We start from the raw sequence: 16,519 nt of genomic DNA, 5'->3' as shown, positions 1-16,519 counted from the left end.
ACGTCGGATGCACAATCGGGATGCCCGATACGGGCGAGGTCCGGGTGCGGCCGGTCAGGCGGCCGGACACCCGCAGATACACATGCGCACGGCCCGGCAGCGGGCGGAAGGCCCCGGCATTGCCTGCATTCGTGTCCGGCTCACGCGCCCGACACTATCTGTTGTGCGGGGCGCCGACCAGCGCTCCCCGGAATTCACGCGATCTCGACCACGGTCCGCACCGGGGTGGGGTTGCGCGTCAGATCGAGGACGGGGCAGTGGGCGTCCACCGCTTCCTGCAGTTCGAGGTAGCGTTCGCGCGGCTCCGGTCCCGACAGCGTGACGGCGACCCGCACCTCCCCGAATCCGGGGCGGACGTCGTCGAAGCCGAAGAACCCGCGCACGTCCAGATCGCCCTCGGCGCGCGCCGAGATGTCGTCGACGCGGATCCCGAGCCGCTCCGCCCAGACGCGGTAGGTCACCACCTGGCAGGACAGCAGCGAGGCGAGGTAGTACTCGACGGGGTTCGGCGCGGTGTTCTCCCCGCCCAGGGCCGGCGGTTCGTCGACCTCGACGCTGAACCTGCCGAGGGCGACGGTGCTGGCGACGGCGTCGTGCCCGTGCGCTTCGGCGCGGAAGACGGCGTGAGCCCGGGTGGGGTCGTCGGCGATCGCCTCACGATTCGTGTCGATGACGGCGCGCAGGTGGGTGGACGGAGCAGTGGTCATGAATGTGCTTCCTCGACAGTCGGTTCGGGAGAGAGTCGGGCCTACGGGCACGGACACGTGGACGTCGCCGTGCGGGCGAAGTCGATGTGGCGGCGACGGGTCAGCAGGAGCACGGCGCAGACCGTAACCAATTCCCGACCGGAAAGCTAGGGATAGGTGCGTGTGTTCCGCGGCTCAGTGGGTGCACCCGGCGGGCGTCAGTTCGGCCAGCCGGGCGATCACGTCCCGGGCGGTGCCGCCGGCCGAGAGCACCCGCCGCTGCCGGACGGCCCCGTTGCCGCACGCCAGCACGGTGTGCAGACCCTCGCGGGCGTGCTGGTAGCTGCCGAGGTCCTCGAGGGCCGGCCGGACGTGCTCGATCATCGCCCGGAGCAGGTGCGCGGTCGGGCGACGGGCGGTCGACGGAAGGTCGATGCCGTCACCGGGCAGCCCGTCGTGCGCCGCGCGCCAGTACGCGGCCCGCAGCACTTCGGAGGAGAACGGCTCGGCGATGCGGCCGGCATCGAGGGCACGCAGAGCGGTGAGCACCAGAGCACGGACGAGGACGGCCACGAGGACCGTCTCGGTGACGGTCGAGGGGACATCGCACACCCGCACCTCGACGGTGGGGAAATTGGTCGACGGGCGGACGTCCCAGTAGACCATCGCCTTGTCGAGGATGCTGCCGCACTCCAGCATCGCCGCGACGGTGCGGTCGTACTCCTCGAGGGACGAGAAGTACGGTGGCGGACCGGCGCTCGGCCAGCGCGACCACAGGATCGAGCGCCAGCTCGCGTACCCGGTGTCGACGCCGCGGTGGATCGGGGAGTTGGCCGACAGCGCCAGCAGGGACGGCAACCACGGCCGGAGATGATTGCTCACCTGCACGGCGGTGGCGCGATCCGGCACGGCCACGTGCACGTGACAGCCGCAGATGCCCTGTTCCCGGGCCAGCATGCCGAAGACGCGTTCCATGCGCAGGTAGCGCGGCTTCGCCGTGACCGGCAGCTCGCGCGACCCGACGACCGGGACACCGACCGCCACCAGCCGGGAGCCGCAGCGGCGGGCGGCCTCGGCGACCAGGGACCGCCGGGTGGACAGGTCGGTGTACAGCTCGAGGGCGTCGTGGCACACGCCCGACGCCGTTTCCACCTGACACCGGTCCAGCTCGTACTGCAGTTCCACGCCGAGGTCGCGGGCCTGCGCGACGACCTCGGAGTTGTTGACGGCGGGTTCCCCGGTTTCCGCGTCGACGAGGAGGAACTCCTCCTCGACCCCCACCGTGGGGAGGTCGGACGATGTGGCCATGGTGCTCCCGGCGGGACTCGCGGTTCGTACCTGAATTCTGCGCCGCCGGGGACGGTGCTGCAGCACTTGCACGAATCCGGGTTTGCCGATCGGCGTGCGTCGCCGTCCGCACGGTACGCACGCTCCCCGGCTCCGCGGGCGACGAACACGTACAGGACCGGTGCCTCGGCCGGAGCGGAGAATCCCGTCGACAGCGCCCCGGCCGGCGGTCCGGCCGAGTAGGGTCGATTCCCGGACCGTGGGAGGCGTAGTGAACGAATCGACACCGGTTCCCGGAGGGGCGTGGCCGACTCTGCGAACGGCCGACTGGGCCGCGACCCGGGACACCCTGCACATGTGGCTGCAGATCGTCGGCAAGATCCGGCTGGCCCACGCGCCGATGGTCAACCACTGGTGGCAGGCGACGCTGTATGTCACTCCACGCGGGCTGGGCACCTCGTCGATCCCCTACCGGCACGCCGCCTTCGACATCGAGTTCGACTTCTGCGAGCACCGCCTGCACATCCGCTCGAGCGACGGCGGCAGCCGTTTCGTCCCGCTCACCGCACAATCGGTGGCGGACTTCTACTCCCGCACTCTGGGCGCCCTGGACGAGCTGGGCATCGCCACGCGAATCCAGGGCACCCCCAACGAGGTGGATCCGGCGATCCCGTTCGCGCAGGACCGCGAGCACAACACGTACGACCCCGATGCGGCCCACCTCTTCTGGCGGCAACTGCTCCAGGCCGACCGCATCCTCCACGAGTTCCGAGGGGACTTCCTCGGCAAGGTCAGTCCGGTGCACTTCTTCTGGGGCGCGATGGATCTCGCCTGTACCCGCTTCTCCGGACGCACCGCGCCACCGCACCCCGGAGGAATCCCCAACTGTGCCGACTGGGTGATGACCGAGGCGTACTCGCACGAGCTCAGCAGCTGCGGATTCTGGCCCGGCGGTGCGGACGAAGGGGCCTTCTATTCCTACGCCTATCCCGCACCGGAGGGCTTCGCCGCGCATCCGGTGCGCCCGGACGCCGCCTACTACTCCGCCGAGCTGGGTGAGTTCCTGTTGCCGTACGAGGCGGTGAGGACCGCCGCCGACCCCGACGCGGAACTGCTGCGGTTCCTGCGCAGCACCTATGAGGCAGCCGCCGAGCTCGGCCACTGGGATCGGGCCTACCTCGAGCGTCGACCGCAGTGAGCACGTTCGACGAATCCGGGCGGCCCGACGGCCGGGCGGGGTCGCGCGAGACCCCACGAGCTCGCGCGACCTCCGAGGCGGCGGCTCAGAGGAGATGGACCTTCTTGTAGAGGATCTTCGACGGACCGCCGATCAGGCCGACGCTGTCGAGGAACGTCATCAGCTTGGCGCCGGACTTGCGCACGCGGTCGTGGTAGTGGGTGTTGTTCCGGGCCGCGGCGATTGCCCGGTCGCGGTCGACGCCCGCGTTGCTGTACACGTCGGGGTGGATCATGCTCTTGACCACGAAGTACACGGTCACGGCGGTGTTGATGCGCTCGAACTGCAGGCGGGCGCGGCTCGCGCCGGCCAGCCGGCGCGCGACCTCCTCGCGGGCGAACCGGATGTGCCGGGCCTCCTCGAGAACGTGGATCTTGCTGACCGTGCGGGTGACCGGCTGGACGCGTTCGTCGCGCATGAAGTCGCGCTGCATCATGTCCAGGATCTCCTCGGCGGCCATGACGCTCGCGTAGGCGTTGGCGCCCCGGAAGAATCCGCCCCACAGCCGGCCGAGGCGGTGGATGTAGCGGGCGGGACCGTAGTCCGGCATGCCGAGGCGCTCGCCGGCGCGGCCGAACATGACGGAGTGACGGCATTCGTCGGCGACCTCGGTGAGGGCGAACTGGACGTGGCGGGAGTGCTTGTCGCGGTTGTAGACGTCGCGCAGCAGCATCTGCATGAGCAGGATCTCGAACCACAGACCCACGCTCGAGACGCTCGCGGCCTCGTGCTTGGTCAGCTCGATGCGCTGTTCCTCGGTCATCTCGTCCCACAGCGCGGTGCCGTACAGCGTGCTCCACTCGGGGGTCATGCCGTACTTGTCGGCGGGGACGGGGGCCTCCCAGTCGACCTCGACCGTCGGGTCGTAGGACTTGCGGGCCGACGAGGCGAGCAGGCGCTGCGCCGTCTCCTCGCGGTCGGAGAGCGGGACGCCGGGGACGAAGCCCGTGCTCTCGGCTTCCGACGGGCGGGTGAGCGATGCGGTCATGTCTCCACCTTTTTAGTGTGACGACTGGTAACTGTTAATCCGAGGTTACCTCGTCTGCCGTCGACGCACAACAAGTCGTGGGCGTCCAGGCGGTCACCACCCGCGCGGCACCGCTCCCGCCAGTGCCGCCGCCCCGTGCTCCCAGATCGCCTGTTGCATCCTGTGCGGCAGTGCACAGCGAGCGACTCCGCGCTCGGGTCCGCGCGGACCGGCGGCTTCGGTGACGACCACCGCGGCAGCGAGTGAATCCGAGATCGCACTGCTCGCCGGTTCTGGGATAACCCCCGCGACCGGCGCGATCCGGTCGGAAAAGGCCGCTGCAGGCACGCTGCCGGCGAGGGCGACGTCGATCGCGTCCCCGAGCTCAAGGAGGGTGACGTCGACCACGGACGCGACACCCTGCTTGGTGTAGAGACGACGATTGCGTGCGTCGAGGAGGCTGTGCAGAGGCCCAGGCCGAATCTCATGGCGGGCAGTGCGACCGTCACTTCCCAGTAGGAGCCGCGGGCCGAGCACGGCCTGCCGTGCCCAAGAGCGCTGGGACGTCGTCCTCCCACGACGTCGTGGTCGGCTCTCCGGCACGCCGTGCTCTATCTCGGCTACCCGGATGGCTCGTGCACGCGGGCATCGAGTTCATCTCCGGCCCGCTGGCAGAGGACCGCACCGGTCGAGCGAACCGCTGCGCAGCGAGGTCGAGGGCCTGCGCAGCGCCGCTCGCGGCGACTACCGGGTCCTGCTCCGCATCGACGACATCGACCACCGCGTGCACTTCTACCGAACCTGAGCCCCCTCGAAGCCGGTGAGCACGCGCAAGATCGACTCGGGCTCTCGTATCCTTCAGCACGCATCCAGTCGATGAACTGGCAGATCAGCGTGGCGAGGGGGGTGCCTCCCGCGTGCGGGGGGACGGGCTCCCTCGCGCAGAGGGCCGAAGCTGCCTTGAGAATCTCGTTGTCTTCCTGGGGATCTCGAACCTGGCGTTCGAGTTCTTGGATCCGCTGCTGCTCGGCCGTCGCCACACCGGGGGCTTTGTCGGCATCGATCAATGCCTGGCGCGTCCACATTCGCAATGACTCGACACCGATCCCGAGCTTCGGGGCGATGGCTTTGCACGCCGCGAACGGCGACGGGTACTCACCCGAGACGGTCCAAGGCCATCCTCACCGCTCGCTCACGCTGCTCGGCAGAGTAACGCTTGGACATGATGTGCATCCTTTCCCGAGAAGAGACGCGGCATCAAACCCGGGACGGTTCACCTTGTCGTGGACGGTGTGCCAGCCGCACCGGTACTTGGCGGCGACGGCGGCCACCGAGCGGTCGTCGTCGAGGATGGCCGCGGCCGTCATCGTCTTCGCTCGGGGGTGACCCGGGCGTGGGGCGGGATGCCGGGCACCGACTCGGTGAAGACCTTCCGATCACAGACACTATCGGCGCACAACTACTCCCGCATGCTCCATTCGAGCCGGGGGACGATGGGGGCCGACCTGCACATCGCGGGGACGGGTGGTGACCCAGTCCTTCGACCGCGTCGACCTCTGCCCGCACTGCGGGCACACCCCGACCCATCGGGGGTCGGGGCCGAGCCGGACGATCCGACTGCCGTCGTCGACGCGCCGCACCGATTCGACGACGACGCCCTCGAGAGCGGGCAGCAATGAACTACCGTGGAGCATGGCCGCGTTCCTTGCCGGTCTGGTCGCCTGAAGAACATCCAGTTCACAAGGGCGCGAGCACTTTTCGATCATCGACACGGCGCGGGGTCGGACAACATCACGCCCCGATCAGCTGCGAAGGGTCGCGTTCCGACTCCCACGACCGCGCAATTGCATGCGTATATGAATGCTTATACACATGACATATGACATGCAGTTAGCTACTCTCTGAGTTCGATTTCGTTCGGAGGCGAAGGGTGAGGTAGATGACACATATGCTGGAGGGCAAAGTTGCCGTTGTGACCGGCGGGGCGAGCGGAATCGGTCTCGCTACAGCGGAACGCTTCGTCTCCGAAGGCGCGAAGGTGGTTCTCGGGGATGTACAGGAAGAGCGTGGTCGGGAAGCGGCGGCCCGTCTCGGTGACGCCGCCCTGTATGTAGGTACAGATGTGACCGAGGAGTCCTCGATCGAGGCGCTCGTGGCCGCGGCCGTGGAGCACTTCGGACGGCTCGATATCATGCACAACAATGCGGCGGCACAGGGCGACGTCGCGGCGATCGTGGACCTGGACGGGGAGTCTTTCGAGTCGGTTCTGAGACTGGTAACCCGCTCGGTATTGCTCGGTCACAAGTACGCGGCCCGTCAGTTTCTACGTCAGGGCGGCGGCGGGTCGATCATCACGACGGCAAGTTCGGCATCGCTGGAGGCAGGCTGGGGTGCCGCCGGTTACACGATCGGCAAACACGCCGTTCTAGGTATCGTGCACCAGGCGGTGGCTGAGTTCGCTGGTCTCGGGATTCGCTCGAACGCAATTGCCCCCGGCATCGTCATCACTCCGATCATGGCGTCGTCGTTCGGTGTTCCTCCGGAGACGGCCGCGGACTTCTCGGAGTTTCTCTCGAGCCGACTCGGCCTTCACAACCCTTCTGGGCGGGTGGCGCAGCCCGACGATGTCGCCAAGGTCGCGCTTTTCCTGGCCAGCGACTTGGCATCGCATGTGAACGGAGCGACGATCAATGTCGATGGGGGTGCGACGGTGGTGGCGCTCGGTGACGCCTCCGCGGCCGGCGTGACGAAAGCCGCCATGGAGTACTCAGCGCGCTGATCCTTCCCCAGTCGCCGCGTGCCGGGCGGGGGCGCCCGCAGTCCGCCCGCGGCACTCCGGCAGGGACTCCCGTGCGGCGCGGGATCTGCGGTACTTGGTGCTCGTTGTGCGCTGAACGTGCTCGCTGGCGGACTGTGCGGGGTCGGGGTTCACGACGGCAGCGCGATCATTCCGGCATCGGAGAACGCGGATGGAAGCGGTTCCGCGGCGTAGACCCCGGCGGGTACGCCCTTGTTGAGATCGTCGGCGGCCGACTGCGCCCAGGCTCGGTCCACGAAGCGGAGTCCGGTGACGGAGTTGCCGGTCTCGATCACCCACCACGTGTTGTCGGCGCGATGATGGCGAACGTAGTGAGGGGAGGGCGAGCACCGGTCTATTGACCTGGGCTTTCGCGTCGGCGTCGCAGTGAAGGAGGGGCGATGGGGCATGTTCGCTGTCATCATGCATGCAGAATATAATGCAAAAAAGCATTTGCAACAGTCTGTTGTGCGGATTCACTTGCATCGGGCCGAGGTCACGAAGTGGCGGGGAGAACTTCTTCCGGGCGCAGCGTGCCCTGGACTCGACGAGGGGATTGCGGGCGACAATTGTGCATGACAAGATGCACACCAATCTGAACGCCACTAGAGGGACGAGGGTGACTCGATGGTTACCGCGACGCACGTATCGGATCGGCCGTCCGCGCTGCGCTTGACCGGACTGGCAAAGTCCTTCGGTGCTACCACGGCGCTCGCGCCGTTCGACCTGGAAATCGCACAGGGCGAGATCCACGCCCTGGTAGGCGAGAACGGCTCCGGAAAATCAACCTTCATCAAGATCCTCGCTGGTTACCACGTCCCCGACGGGGGCGACGTTCAGGTCGCCGGCGATGCACTGGAGTTGGGCTCTCCCGAATCGGCGCATCGGTTGGGAATCCGCTTCGTCCACCAGGACCTCGGTCTGATCAATGATCTGTCCGTCGAAGACAACCTGTACCTGACCAACGGCTTTCCCACTCGCCTGGGCACCGTTTCGGCCAAGAAGGCGCGGGCCGGCGCGCAGCAGGCGCTGCGGCGCCTCGACTTGGCCGTGGACCCGAGCGCAAAAGTCGAGACGCTCTCCCCCGCCCAGCGCACAGGTGTAGCGGTGGCTCGGGCCCTGTACCCCGACCCGACTGCGCCTGTACGGGTCATCGTCATGGACGAGCCGACGGCGACGCTCCCACAGGAGGAAGTCGTTCACTTGCTGTCGCTGGTGAAGAGCGTGGCGTCGACCGGTGTCGGGGTCATCTTCGTGACCCATCGGCTCGATGAGCTCTTCGGCTTCGCCGATCGGATCACCGTCCTGCGCGACGGGGTCAAGCAGGCCACCCGCTCCGTCGCCGAGCTCACCCGACGCGAGATCGTCAATCTCATGGTCGGCACCGAGTTCGACGAAGCGCACGCAGAGGCAACAAACCTCCCGCACTTCGAACGGACACAGGTTCTCTCGGTGAGTCACCTGAAATCCGTTCCGTTGCGAGACGTCAGCTTCACGGTCGCGGCGGGCGAGGTTCTCGGAGTCGCCGGTCTGACCGGATCAGGGCGAGAAATCCTGTTGTCCGCAGTGTTCGGGGGATGTCCGCGCGACGGGGGCGACGCTCACGTCGGATCCGATCGACTGCCCGCCGGTCGTCCGGACCTGGCAGTGCAGTTGGGTGTGGGCTACGTACCGCCGGACCGCAAACTGAACGGCGCACTGCTCGATCTGACGGCCCGGGAGAACCTGGTCCTCCCTCGTCTCCGTCCCTTCTGGAAATTCCCCCGATTGCACAAGAGCGCAGAGTCGAACGAAGTTCGGCGGTGGTTCGAAAAGCTCGACATTCGGCCGCGCGAGGGGCTCACGCGGCCACTGGCGACGTTCAGCGGTGGGAACCAGCAGAAGGTCGTACTGGCCAAGTGGCTCCGTCTCGATCCTCGTCTGCTGTTGCTGGACGAACCGACACAGGGAGTAGATGTCGGAGCCAAGGCGACGATCTACCACCATCTGCTCGAGGCTGCCGGGACGGGGACAGCCATCGCCGTCGCCTCTTCGGACTCCGACGAACTGGCCGCCATCTGCAACCGCGTGATCGTCCTCAGAGACGGCCGAATAGTGGCCGAACTGGTCGGTGATGCCGTCACCGCCAAGAACATCTCGGCTGAAGCGCTCGGCAGAAACCACGCCGACTTCGACGGTGCACCCGACCCCTTCGTCGCCCAGGCGTAGTGCATCGACGATCCCGCACGTTCCCCCGAAAGCAAAGAGAGAGATCAATAATGAAGTCGATGGCAGGTCCCCGACTCGATCTCGGGATGGACCGATTCAGCGGGCTCTACTTGTGGGCCCTGTTGATCGTGATCTTCTCCCTGTGGATCCCGCAATTGTTCCTCAATATGGTCACGTTCAGATCAGTCGCGTCGGCGCAGGCCGTAGTTGCCATCCTGGCGATCGCTGCGACCATTTCGCTGGCGTCCGGTGCCTTCGACGTCTCCATCGGCGCCGTGGCAAACCTGTCGACGGTCGTGGCAGTCGCGATGCAGACCATCTACGGCTGGGGCATGTGGCAATCCATCGTGCTTGCTCTGCTCATCGGGCCGATCGTCGGTTTCGTCAACGGATTCGTGATCGTTGCGTTGAAGGTGAACCCCGTAGTTGCGACGCTGGGCATGGGCTCCGTACTGCTGGCCGTCCAGGAGATCGTCACCCGATCCTCGCAACCGGCACCGCCGAGCTCCGAAACGTGGATGAATCTCACGCTGACCCCGATATTCGGAGTTCAGGTCATCGTCGTCTACATGATCGTCATCGCGTTGGTGGTCTGGTGGGCGACGGCGCACACACCGGTCGGTCGCCACCTCTACGCGGTGGGCAGCAACCCCGAAGCGGCGAAGCTGTCGGGCGTCAGGGTTGGGCGAGTGCAGTGGCTCGCCTTGATCGCCTCGTCGACGATCTGTTCCATCGCGGGCGTCCTGTATGCCTCCGCGTACGGACCCTCGCTGACCTACGGCGCCAGCCTGCTCCTGCCTGCGTTCGCCGCGGTATTCCTCGGTTCCACGCAGCTGATACCCGGCAGGTTCAACGTCTGGGGTACCTTGATTGCGGTCTATGTTCTGGCCACAGGCGTCCAGGGGCTGCAGCTCGTAACAGGGGTGTCGTGGCTCAACCAGCTCTTCAGCGGGCTGGCCCTCATCGTCGCTGTCAGCCTCGCGGGATGGCGTCAGCGTAAGGTGGCCGAGGCCCGTCGGATCGACTCGGCGCCCCCGGGCAAGGTCGGCGGAGACGGTCCTGCAGGGAATCGGCCCGACGCCCTGTCGACATCGTCCGCGTCCGTTCCGGCGAACTGACATCGGGTCATGCGAGCTCTCGTCACAGGAGCGAGTCACGGTGGAATCGGTGGCGCCATCTGCCGCCGCATGGTGTCCGATGCACTCACCCGCGATGAGGTTGCCACTCTGGTCCTCTCGGCGACGGGTGGCGACCGCGGCCTGAGAACGCTGGCGGAGGAGTTGCGCGGGATGGGCGCAGCTGTGCACGTCGACGTCGGCGATCTGAGCGACCTCGACTATCCACGCGAACTTGCTGCTCGTGCTGTCGACACCTGTGAGGGCTTGGATGTCGTAGTCGCCAATGCCGGCCTCGCGCAGGCTGTGCCCCTCGGTGAGGCCGAGGTCGAGCATTGGGAAACGATGCTCGCCGTCCACGCCCGAGCCTCGTGGTTGATTGCCAAGGAAGCTTTTCCGGCTCTTCGTGATTCGAAAGGAAGCTTCATTGCTACGGGGTCGGTCAGTGGAATCCTCCCACACGGTGGACTCGGGGCCTATTCGGTGGCGAAGGCTGCACTGATCATGATGTGTCAAACCTTGGCCATGGAATGGGGCCCGTCCGGGGTGCGAGTCAACGTCGTGTCCCCGGGCCCGATCCGGACGCCGATCAACTCGAAGCTCGGCAACGACCCTGCCGAACTCGAGGCCAAGGCCGCTCGGCGGGCGTCGATCCTCCCGATCAGGCGTCTGGGGCGCCCCGACGACGTGGCCGCAGCGGTGGCGTTTCTCGCAGGACCTGATGGCGGATTCATCACCGGTGAGAACTTGGTTGTCGACGGCGGACTTTCTCGCTCGGTGAATCAACACGTGTGACGGACCCGGCGCTCGCGGTCCGAGATGCGTTTCGTCGATCGCATTCATATGAACTACCGATCTGGTCTGAGGAGGCCGACAATGGCGTTGTTTCGAAGGTTCACAGCATCCGGAAGATGGGCGATCGTCCGCGGCCGATCCAGAAGCGCAACAACTGTACTCGCGCTGACATCCTGCGCGATCATGCTGGCAGCATGTGGTAGCGCGACAGACACCAAGGGATCGGCGGATACGAATCCGGGCACAGCCGGCCCCGGGGTCGCAGCTGCTCAGGAGGCCTACAACCAACTCCGCCAACCCAGCGAGGGGTTGGGCGGGTTGACGACGAAGCTCGGGAGCACGCCCGAGCCTGGAAAGACGATCGTTCTCATGCGGTGTAATGCCACCACATGCGACAACTACGACCGGGCGATCAAGGAGGCTGCAGCCGAGGTCGGCTGGACCGCACGCTCGATTGCATACAACCTCGCCGATCCGGCCACGCTCAGCTCGGGTCTCGACACCGCTCTGCAGTTCCATCCGGCCGCGGTGCTGGTGCCCGGAACCGAGCCGGAGGTGTGGGCGGCCTCACGAAAGGCATACGAGCAGGCTGGTGTGCCGATCATCGGGCTGACCCTGCCGACGCTCGAGCCGAGCGCCAACCCGCCGATCTTCAACATCCTGGGGGATCCGTACCTCGAGGCCCAGGGGAAGGCGGCCGCCGACTGGTTCGTCGCCGATTCCAACGGCAGTGGTAAGGGTCTACTGCTGTCCATTCCCGCATATCCGCTCTACAGGACCATGACGGACAGCGTGAAGGCCGAGGCGGCGGCCAAGTGCCCCGATTGCACGCTCGAGGATCTGGAGATCACCATCCCGATGGTCAGCGCGCAGCAGATTCCCCAGGCAGTTGTCAGCGCACTCCGGCAGGATCCTTCCTACACGCACATCGTCACCATGGACGGGCGCTTCCTCGTCGGACTCTCGGCTCAGTTGAAGGCCGCCGGGCTGGACAATATCCGGGTCGGCGGCACATTCGCCCGGCCCGACAATGCACAAGAGATCAAGAATGGGACGATCGTCGCGCTGACGAATCAGTCCGAAGAGCAGCAGATCTGGCTGGCGGTCGATGCCGCCCTGCGGATGTCGCAAGGAATGGACCTTCCGACCGATCTGTACCAGCAGCTCCCGGCGTTCCAGATCGTCGACAAGTCGAACATCGATTCGCTGCCGGACCCGTTCAACACCCCGCAGGGCTACCGCGAGAAGTTCAAGCAGCTCTGGCTGGTCGAGTGATCCGTTCGCGCTCTGAATGCTGAGTCGCAATGCGTACGGTACCCGCTCGACGGGCGGGTACCGTACGCATCCCAGCGCGTCCGAGTGACAGTAGCGTCAGCCGAATACGTTGGTCTTGCCAGGGTCTCGTCGAATGATCGGGAACGTGTACGTCCAGTACGGCATATTCTCGTCGGTAGCCATCCACACGTCTCCGGGCTTTCCGTTCTCCAATGCGTTTATCACTGCCTCGGCTTGGAAGCTTGCCGGCGCGAACTCGCGACCCTCGTGGAGATCCGGGGGGATGATCGCGGTGTTCGTCCCTCCCGGGCAGAGGGCCTGGATACGTATCCCTTCGGCCTCGAGTTGAGCGGTGACCGAGCGGAGGAAACCGATCACCGCGTGCTTGGACGAGCTGTAGACCGGATCGATGGGCAGCGCAGTAACGCCTGCGTTCGACGCGGTGACAACGATGTCCGCCGGCGGTGTGGCGAGGCCCCGCGCGGCCAGCACGCCGTTGACGACTCCTTCGTAGTTGACGGAGAACACTCGGCGAATCACCTCGGGGGTGACCCATTTGAATCCGTCGGTGCCGATCTCGACGCCGATCGGCGACGATTGGACCCCGGCATTGAGGTGCAGGACGTCCAGGCGGCCGTGGTTCTCGATCGCGTGCGCGAACGCGGAGTGGTATGCGGCGGGATCCGAGACGTCGAGAGTCACGTACTCTGCGCCGATCTCGGCAGCCACCTCGTCGCCGTCGCGCCGTACGTCACCGATCAGCACTGTTGCTCCCAACTCGACCATTCGCTGTGCCGTCGCCTTTCCGATACCGGATCCGCCGCCGGTGACGAGCGCTACTTTTCCCGTCAAGTTCATCTTCTGTCCCCTGTAGATCGGGCCGTCGCAGGGACGCAACGGCTGACACTCCACACTAGCGATTTGTCACACATAAATGCATACTTAACTGCACAATATCCTCGAGGAAGGGAGCGTCTGGTGCGCCATGCAGGACGAGAGGTGTGGTTCATTACCGGTGTCGGTAGGGGGTTGGGCCACGGCATCGCAGAGACGGTATTGAGGTCCGGACGGACGGTGCTCGGGACGGTCCGACGTGACGGCGACGCAGCGGACCTCCGCGAGAAGTACGGGGATCGCATTTGTCTGGTCACCGCCGACGTGACCGATCAAAGGAGTGTGTCCGCCGCCGTCGCCGCTGCCGTCGATGTCTTCGGAAGGATCGACGTACTCGTCAACAACGCGGGCTACACGCTTGTCTCAGGTATCGAGGACGCGACAGACCAGCAGATCCGCGACCAGTTCGAGACCAACACGTTCGGGACGATGAGCGTCACGCGCCAGGTGCTGCCCGTCATGCGCAAGCAATCGTCGGGCCGAATCATCATGGTGTCCTCGGTTGCGGGAGCGTCTGCGGCACCGGGCATGGGCTATTACGCCGCGACGAAGCATGCGATCGAGGGATTTGCAGAGTCGCTGTCGAAGGAAGTGGCTGACCTGGGCATCAAGGTCAGCATTGTCCAGCCGGGATTGTTCCGCACCGACACCCTCGGCTCGTCCATGCAATCCACAACCCCCAGCGACGTCTACGAGAGGTCGGTAGGCAACCTCCTGAGCGCTCTCACCGGTCTGAGCGGCTCACAGCCCGGCGACCCGAGTCGTCTGGGTGACGCGCTCATCACTCTCGTCGAGGAGGAGAACCCGCCGCTGCGGGTACCCATCGACCCCGGCGCCACCGGATCGGTCCGGGGCCGACTCGAACAGCAACTCGCAGAGCTCGACGAGTGGGGGCCGAAGCTCGCCACCGAGCCCATCGGCTGAGTGCTCGAGGGGTCCCTGCCGAGCGCCGAAACCTACCAGGCGGCGCGGAGGAGTGCGAGCACCTCCGCGCCGCCTGGTAGGCCCGGCGCTGTGCTCACGGCGAAGTCGGACATCGCTGCGTCCGAGAGGTCCGCAAGAGCATCTTTGCCGACTCCGATATCGCGCAGCCGGCCGGGTGTGCCGAGCTGCCGGAAGAGCGAGTCGAGGGCCTGCGGAACCCGTTCGGAGCGAGAGATTCCCATCGAAGTTGCAGCCGCCAGGCGACCGGGGTGGTGCGCGGCGACACGATCCAGGACGTGCGGTAGGAGGATCGCTTCTACGACACCGTTGGCGACGTTGTGGTCATGACCGATCGTGTGCGCGAGCGCCGCACCGAGTCCGCCCCGGGCCGTGTCGGTTCCGTCGCCGGCCATGATGGCGGCGAGGGCAAGTTCGGTGCGCGTCGACCCGGCCGAGAGACCCTTTTGTCGCTGCAACAACGCACTCAGCCGTCGAGCGGCGTGAATCAGAGCCGAATCCGACCAGTCGTTGGCGGACACGGAGATCAGTCCTTCGAAGGACATGCACAACGCGTCGAGCGACGCACTCAGCACCAGTTCCTCGGGCGCTGTGGCCACGAACTCCGGGTGGACAGCGATTGTGTGAGCGCGGGTCTTCGGGTCGAAGAGCGCAAAACGGTGTCGGTGGCCCGGCCGGGTCACCGCGCTTCCCGCCTTGCTCGTCGCTGTCGTCGGCGTGGTAGGAACAGCGTACATCGGCAGTTTCGGCGCGTTCAGGCGCGGACTGACGAAACCCTCGGACGTTCGGTGGGTGGCGAGTTCACGAACCGGCCTGTCTTCGGCATGGAGAATGTTGGCCGCCCGCGCCGTGACCATGACCGAACCGCCACCGACGGCGATCAAAGCATCCGTCCTGTTGGCCGAAATCGCTTCGACTGCAGCCAGTACCGCATCGAGGGGACTGTGTCGACGCACCTCGGCGAATATTCCGGTGACGCGTCCGGCGGCGGCTGCATCGAGAAGGCGCCACAAGTCCCGACGGGCTCCGAGCGACGGTCCGGTCACAACCAGCGCACGCTGCCGCCCGGAGCGCTCGAGCGCTTCGCCGATGGATTCCAAACTGTCCGGTCCCCACCGCACACGCAACGGCGCACGCCGGAACTGCCCGGCGGGGCCCGGTGCGGAACCGATCATGCGACGACTACGGCGGCATCCACGGTTTGGGGGAGGTTCGTCTCGACCGAACGGCGGATTGCGGCGTGGACGGCGGTGTTGGCCACACCGTCATCGAAGGTCGGCAAGGGCGGCCACTCGGTGCGCTCGCGCCCGAGAATCCGGTCACGAAAGGCCTCGTGCAGCAGTTGGGTAGGCCTGATGAATCGAGTGGCGCCCGACAGCGCTGCGGAGAGCGTGTTCGAACTTGCAATGCCGTCGGCCCGCCTGGTGGGCATGTCCGAGGGATCGCCCACCAGATCGGCGCGCGGCTCGACGATGCGCTCGGAAGTACCGTCGTGCACCATGACGGTGCCGTCCATGGCTGTCCACACGCTGCCCGCGGTACCTGTGACCCGTTGGAGGTTGACCATCGGCCCGTACGCGCCGATCGAACTCTGGATGGTTCCCATCGCGCCGTCCACGGTTGTGAATTGCACCAGGAAGGTCTCGGGTGCGTCCCAGTCGTGCTTGGTGACCTGTCCTTCCATTGCGGTGACTGTGGCGAATTCTCCGACCGACATCCGAATCTCGTCGACGACGTGCTGGATCTCGGCATTCGGCCAGCCGCCGAAATTTTCCTTCTTCTGGAACCAGCCCGGAGCGCTGGCCTGTGGACCCGCGATGATTCCGTTGATGCGGACGTGCGTCACGAGAGTGGGGTCACCGATGACTCCGCTGCGAATCGTCTGTGCAGTAGCGGCCATATGCGGCTGCCAGCGGAACTCGTGCCCGACCGCGTGAACGACACCGTTGGACCTGGCGGCATCGCGCATGCGGATCGCATCCGTGAGCGTCGTGGCGAAAGGCTTCTCGCACAGGACGTGTTTGCCGGCGGCCACCGCCGCAAGGACGACGTCGACGTGGGTTTCCGGCGGGGTGGCGACGACAACGGCATCGATGGAGGCGTCGGCGAGTACTCGGTCGAGGTCAGTGCTGGCTTGTGGTACGTCCGATGCGATCGCGCGCTGACTCGTGCGCTCGGGATCCGTCCCGACGAGAGTCCGGACATCGAATCCGGCCGCGCGCAGCGCAGGAACGTGGGTCAGGCATCCCCACCCTGTCCCGACGACGGCGACGCCGAGCGAACGGTTCTGTGTGTTCACATCTTTCACGATGTCCT

16 protein-coding genes and 1 pseudogene are annotated in these 16,519 nt (G+C 66.1%); 8 read left to right on the top strand and 9 right to left on the bottom strand.

Translation table 11 applies throughout. The features are described 5' to 3' along the window. Positions 1-194: 194 nt before the first annotated feature. The gene (locus ISO16_RS13920; protein WP_072636811.1) at positions 195-707 is read right to left on the bottom strand and encodes an OsmC family protein; all 513 of its coding nucleotides are present in this window, start codon (positions 705-707) and stop codon (positions 195-197) included. Positions 708-881: 174 nt separating this feature from the next. Further along, entirely contained in the window at positions 882-1,994 is a 1,113-nt protein-coding gene (locus tag ISO16_RS13915; protein WP_072636810.1) for a carboxylate-amine ligase, read from the bottom strand. Positions 1,995-2,244: 250 nt separating this feature from the next. On the opposite strand from ISO16_RS13915, the gene ISO16_RS13910 reads away from it, so the two are divergent. Continuing rightward, positions 2,245-3,171: a DUF5996 family protein gene (locus ISO16_RS13910; RefSeq protein WP_072636809.1), complete on the top strand. Its 927-nt coding sequence runs from the start codon at positions 2,245-2,247 to the stop codon at positions 3,169-3,171. A gap of 85 nt (positions 3,172-3,256) precedes the next feature. On the opposite strand, the gene ISO16_RS13905 is transcribed toward ISO16_RS13910, so the two are convergent. Together ISO16_RS13905 and ISO16_RS13900 are read right to left on the bottom strand one after the other, a co-directional pair. Continuing rightward, entirely contained in the window at positions 3,257-4,198 is a 942-nt protein-coding gene (locus ISO16_RS13905; RefSeq protein WP_072636808.1) for an AurF N-oxygenase family protein, read from the bottom strand. Between the two features lie 93 nt (positions 4,199-4,291). Beyond that, positions 4,292-4,585 carry a hypothetical protein gene (locus tag ISO16_RS13900; protein WP_072636807.1) on the bottom strand — a complete coding sequence of 98 codons (294 nt, stop codon included), beginning with the start codon at positions 4,583-4,585 and terminating at the stop codon, positions 4,292-4,294. Positions 4,586-4,805: 220 nt separating this feature from the next. Between ISO16_RS13900 and ISO16_RS13895 the strand changes: the two genes are divergently transcribed. Further along, complete coding sequence (locus ISO16_RS13895; protein ID WP_230304350.1) at positions 4,806-4,982, top strand: type II toxin-antitoxin system RelE family toxin; 177 nt, start codon at positions 4,806-4,808, stop codon at positions 4,980-4,982. A gap of 448 nt (positions 4,983-5,430) precedes the next feature. Here ISO16_RS13895 and ISO16_RS28715 read toward each other — a convergent pair. Then, positions 5,431-5,918 (bottom strand): annotated as a pseudogene (locus tag ISO16_RS28715) (transposase family protein); the annotation flags it as partial. Between the two features lie 198 nt (positions 5,919-6,116). Between ISO16_RS28715 and ISO16_RS13885 the strand changes: the two are divergent. After that, a complete protein-coding gene (locus ISO16_RS13885; RefSeq protein WP_072636806.1) occupies positions 6,117-6,956 on the top strand; it encodes an SDR family NAD(P)-dependent oxidoreductase in 840 nt (279 codons plus the stop codon). A 149-nt stretch (positions 6,957-7,105) separates the two neighbouring features. Here the strand turns inward: ISO16_RS13885 and ISO16_RS13880 are convergent, their stop codons facing one another. Next, positions 7,106-7,270 (bottom strand): hypothetical protein, encoded by a 165-nt coding sequence (locus ISO16_RS13880; protein ID WP_170913995.1) that lies wholly within the window; start codon positions 7,268-7,270, stop codon positions 7,106-7,108. A 331-nt stretch (positions 7,271-7,601) separates the two neighbouring features. On the opposite strand from ISO16_RS13880, the gene ISO16_RS13875 reads away from it, so the two are divergent. The 4 genes from ISO16_RS13875 to ISO16_RS13860 all read left to right on the top strand — a co-directional run bounded on the left by ISO16_RS13875 (position 7,602) and on the right by ISO16_RS13860 (position 12,367). Continuing rightward, a complete protein-coding gene (locus ISO16_RS13875; RefSeq protein ID WP_072636805.1) occupies positions 7,602-9,182 on the top strand; it encodes a sugar ABC transporter ATP-binding protein in 1,581 nt (526 codons plus the stop codon). A 50-nt stretch (positions 9,183-9,232) separates the two neighbouring features. Beyond that, the gene (locus tag ISO16_RS13870; protein ID WP_072636804.1) at positions 9,233-10,300 is read left to right on the top strand and encodes an ABC transporter permease; all 1,068 of its coding nucleotides are present in this window, start codon (positions 9,233-9,235) and stop codon (positions 10,298-10,300) included. Positions 10,301-10,309: 9 nt separating this feature from the next. After that, entirely contained in the window at positions 10,310-11,092 is a 783-nt protein-coding gene (locus ISO16_RS13865; protein ID WP_072636803.1) for an SDR family NAD(P)-dependent oxidoreductase, read from the top strand. A gap of 318 nt (positions 11,093-11,410) precedes the next feature. After that, positions 11,411-12,367, top strand: a complete 957-nt coding sequence (locus ISO16_RS13860) for a sugar ABC transporter substrate-binding protein (RefSeq protein ID WP_170913994.1) — start codon at positions 11,411-11,413, stop codon at positions 12,365-12,367. A 96-nt stretch (positions 12,368-12,463) separates the two neighbouring features. Here the strand turns inward: ISO16_RS13860 and ISO16_RS13855 are convergent, their stop codons facing one another. Beyond that, a complete protein-coding gene (locus ISO16_RS13855; RefSeq protein ID WP_072636801.1) occupies positions 12,464-13,225 on the bottom strand; it encodes an SDR family oxidoreductase in 762 nt (253 codons plus the stop codon). Positions 13,226-13,345: 120 nt separating this feature from the next. Here ISO16_RS13855 and ISO16_RS13850 point away from each other — a divergent pair, with 120 nt between their 5' ends. Then, positions 13,346-14,185 (top strand): SDR family NAD(P)-dependent oxidoreductase, encoded by an 840-nt coding sequence (locus ISO16_RS13850; protein WP_072636800.1) that lies wholly within the window; start codon positions 13,346-13,348, stop codon positions 14,183-14,185. A gap of 32 nt (positions 14,186-14,217) precedes the next feature. Here ISO16_RS13850 and ISO16_RS13845 read toward each other — a convergent pair whose 3' ends face one another. Together ISO16_RS13845 and ISO16_RS13840 are read right to left on the bottom strand one after the other, a co-directional pair. Next, on the bottom strand, positions 14,218-15,378 hold the full coding sequence (locus ISO16_RS13845; RefSeq protein WP_072636799.1) for an iron-containing alcohol dehydrogenase family protein: 1,161 nt from the start codon (positions 15,376-15,378) through the stop codon (positions 14,218-14,220). Beyond that, complete coding sequence (locus ISO16_RS13840; protein ID WP_170913992.1) at positions 15,375-16,511, bottom strand: Gfo/Idh/MocA family protein; 1,137 nt, start codon at positions 16,509-16,511, stop codon at positions 15,375-15,377. Before ISO16_RS13840 ends, ISO16_RS13845 begins: the two co-directional genes overlap by 4 nt. Between the last annotated feature and the right edge of the window lie 8 nt (positions 16,512-16,519).

The sequence above is a fragment of the Rhodococcus sp. M8 genome (assembly GCF_015654185.1).
GTDB lineage: Bacteria > Actinomycetota > Actinomycetes > Mycobacteriales > Mycobacteriaceae > Rhodococcus > Rhodococcus aetherivorans.
Note: the sequence above shows the minus strand (reverse complement) of the source record. Positions and strands in the feature narration are given on the sequence as shown.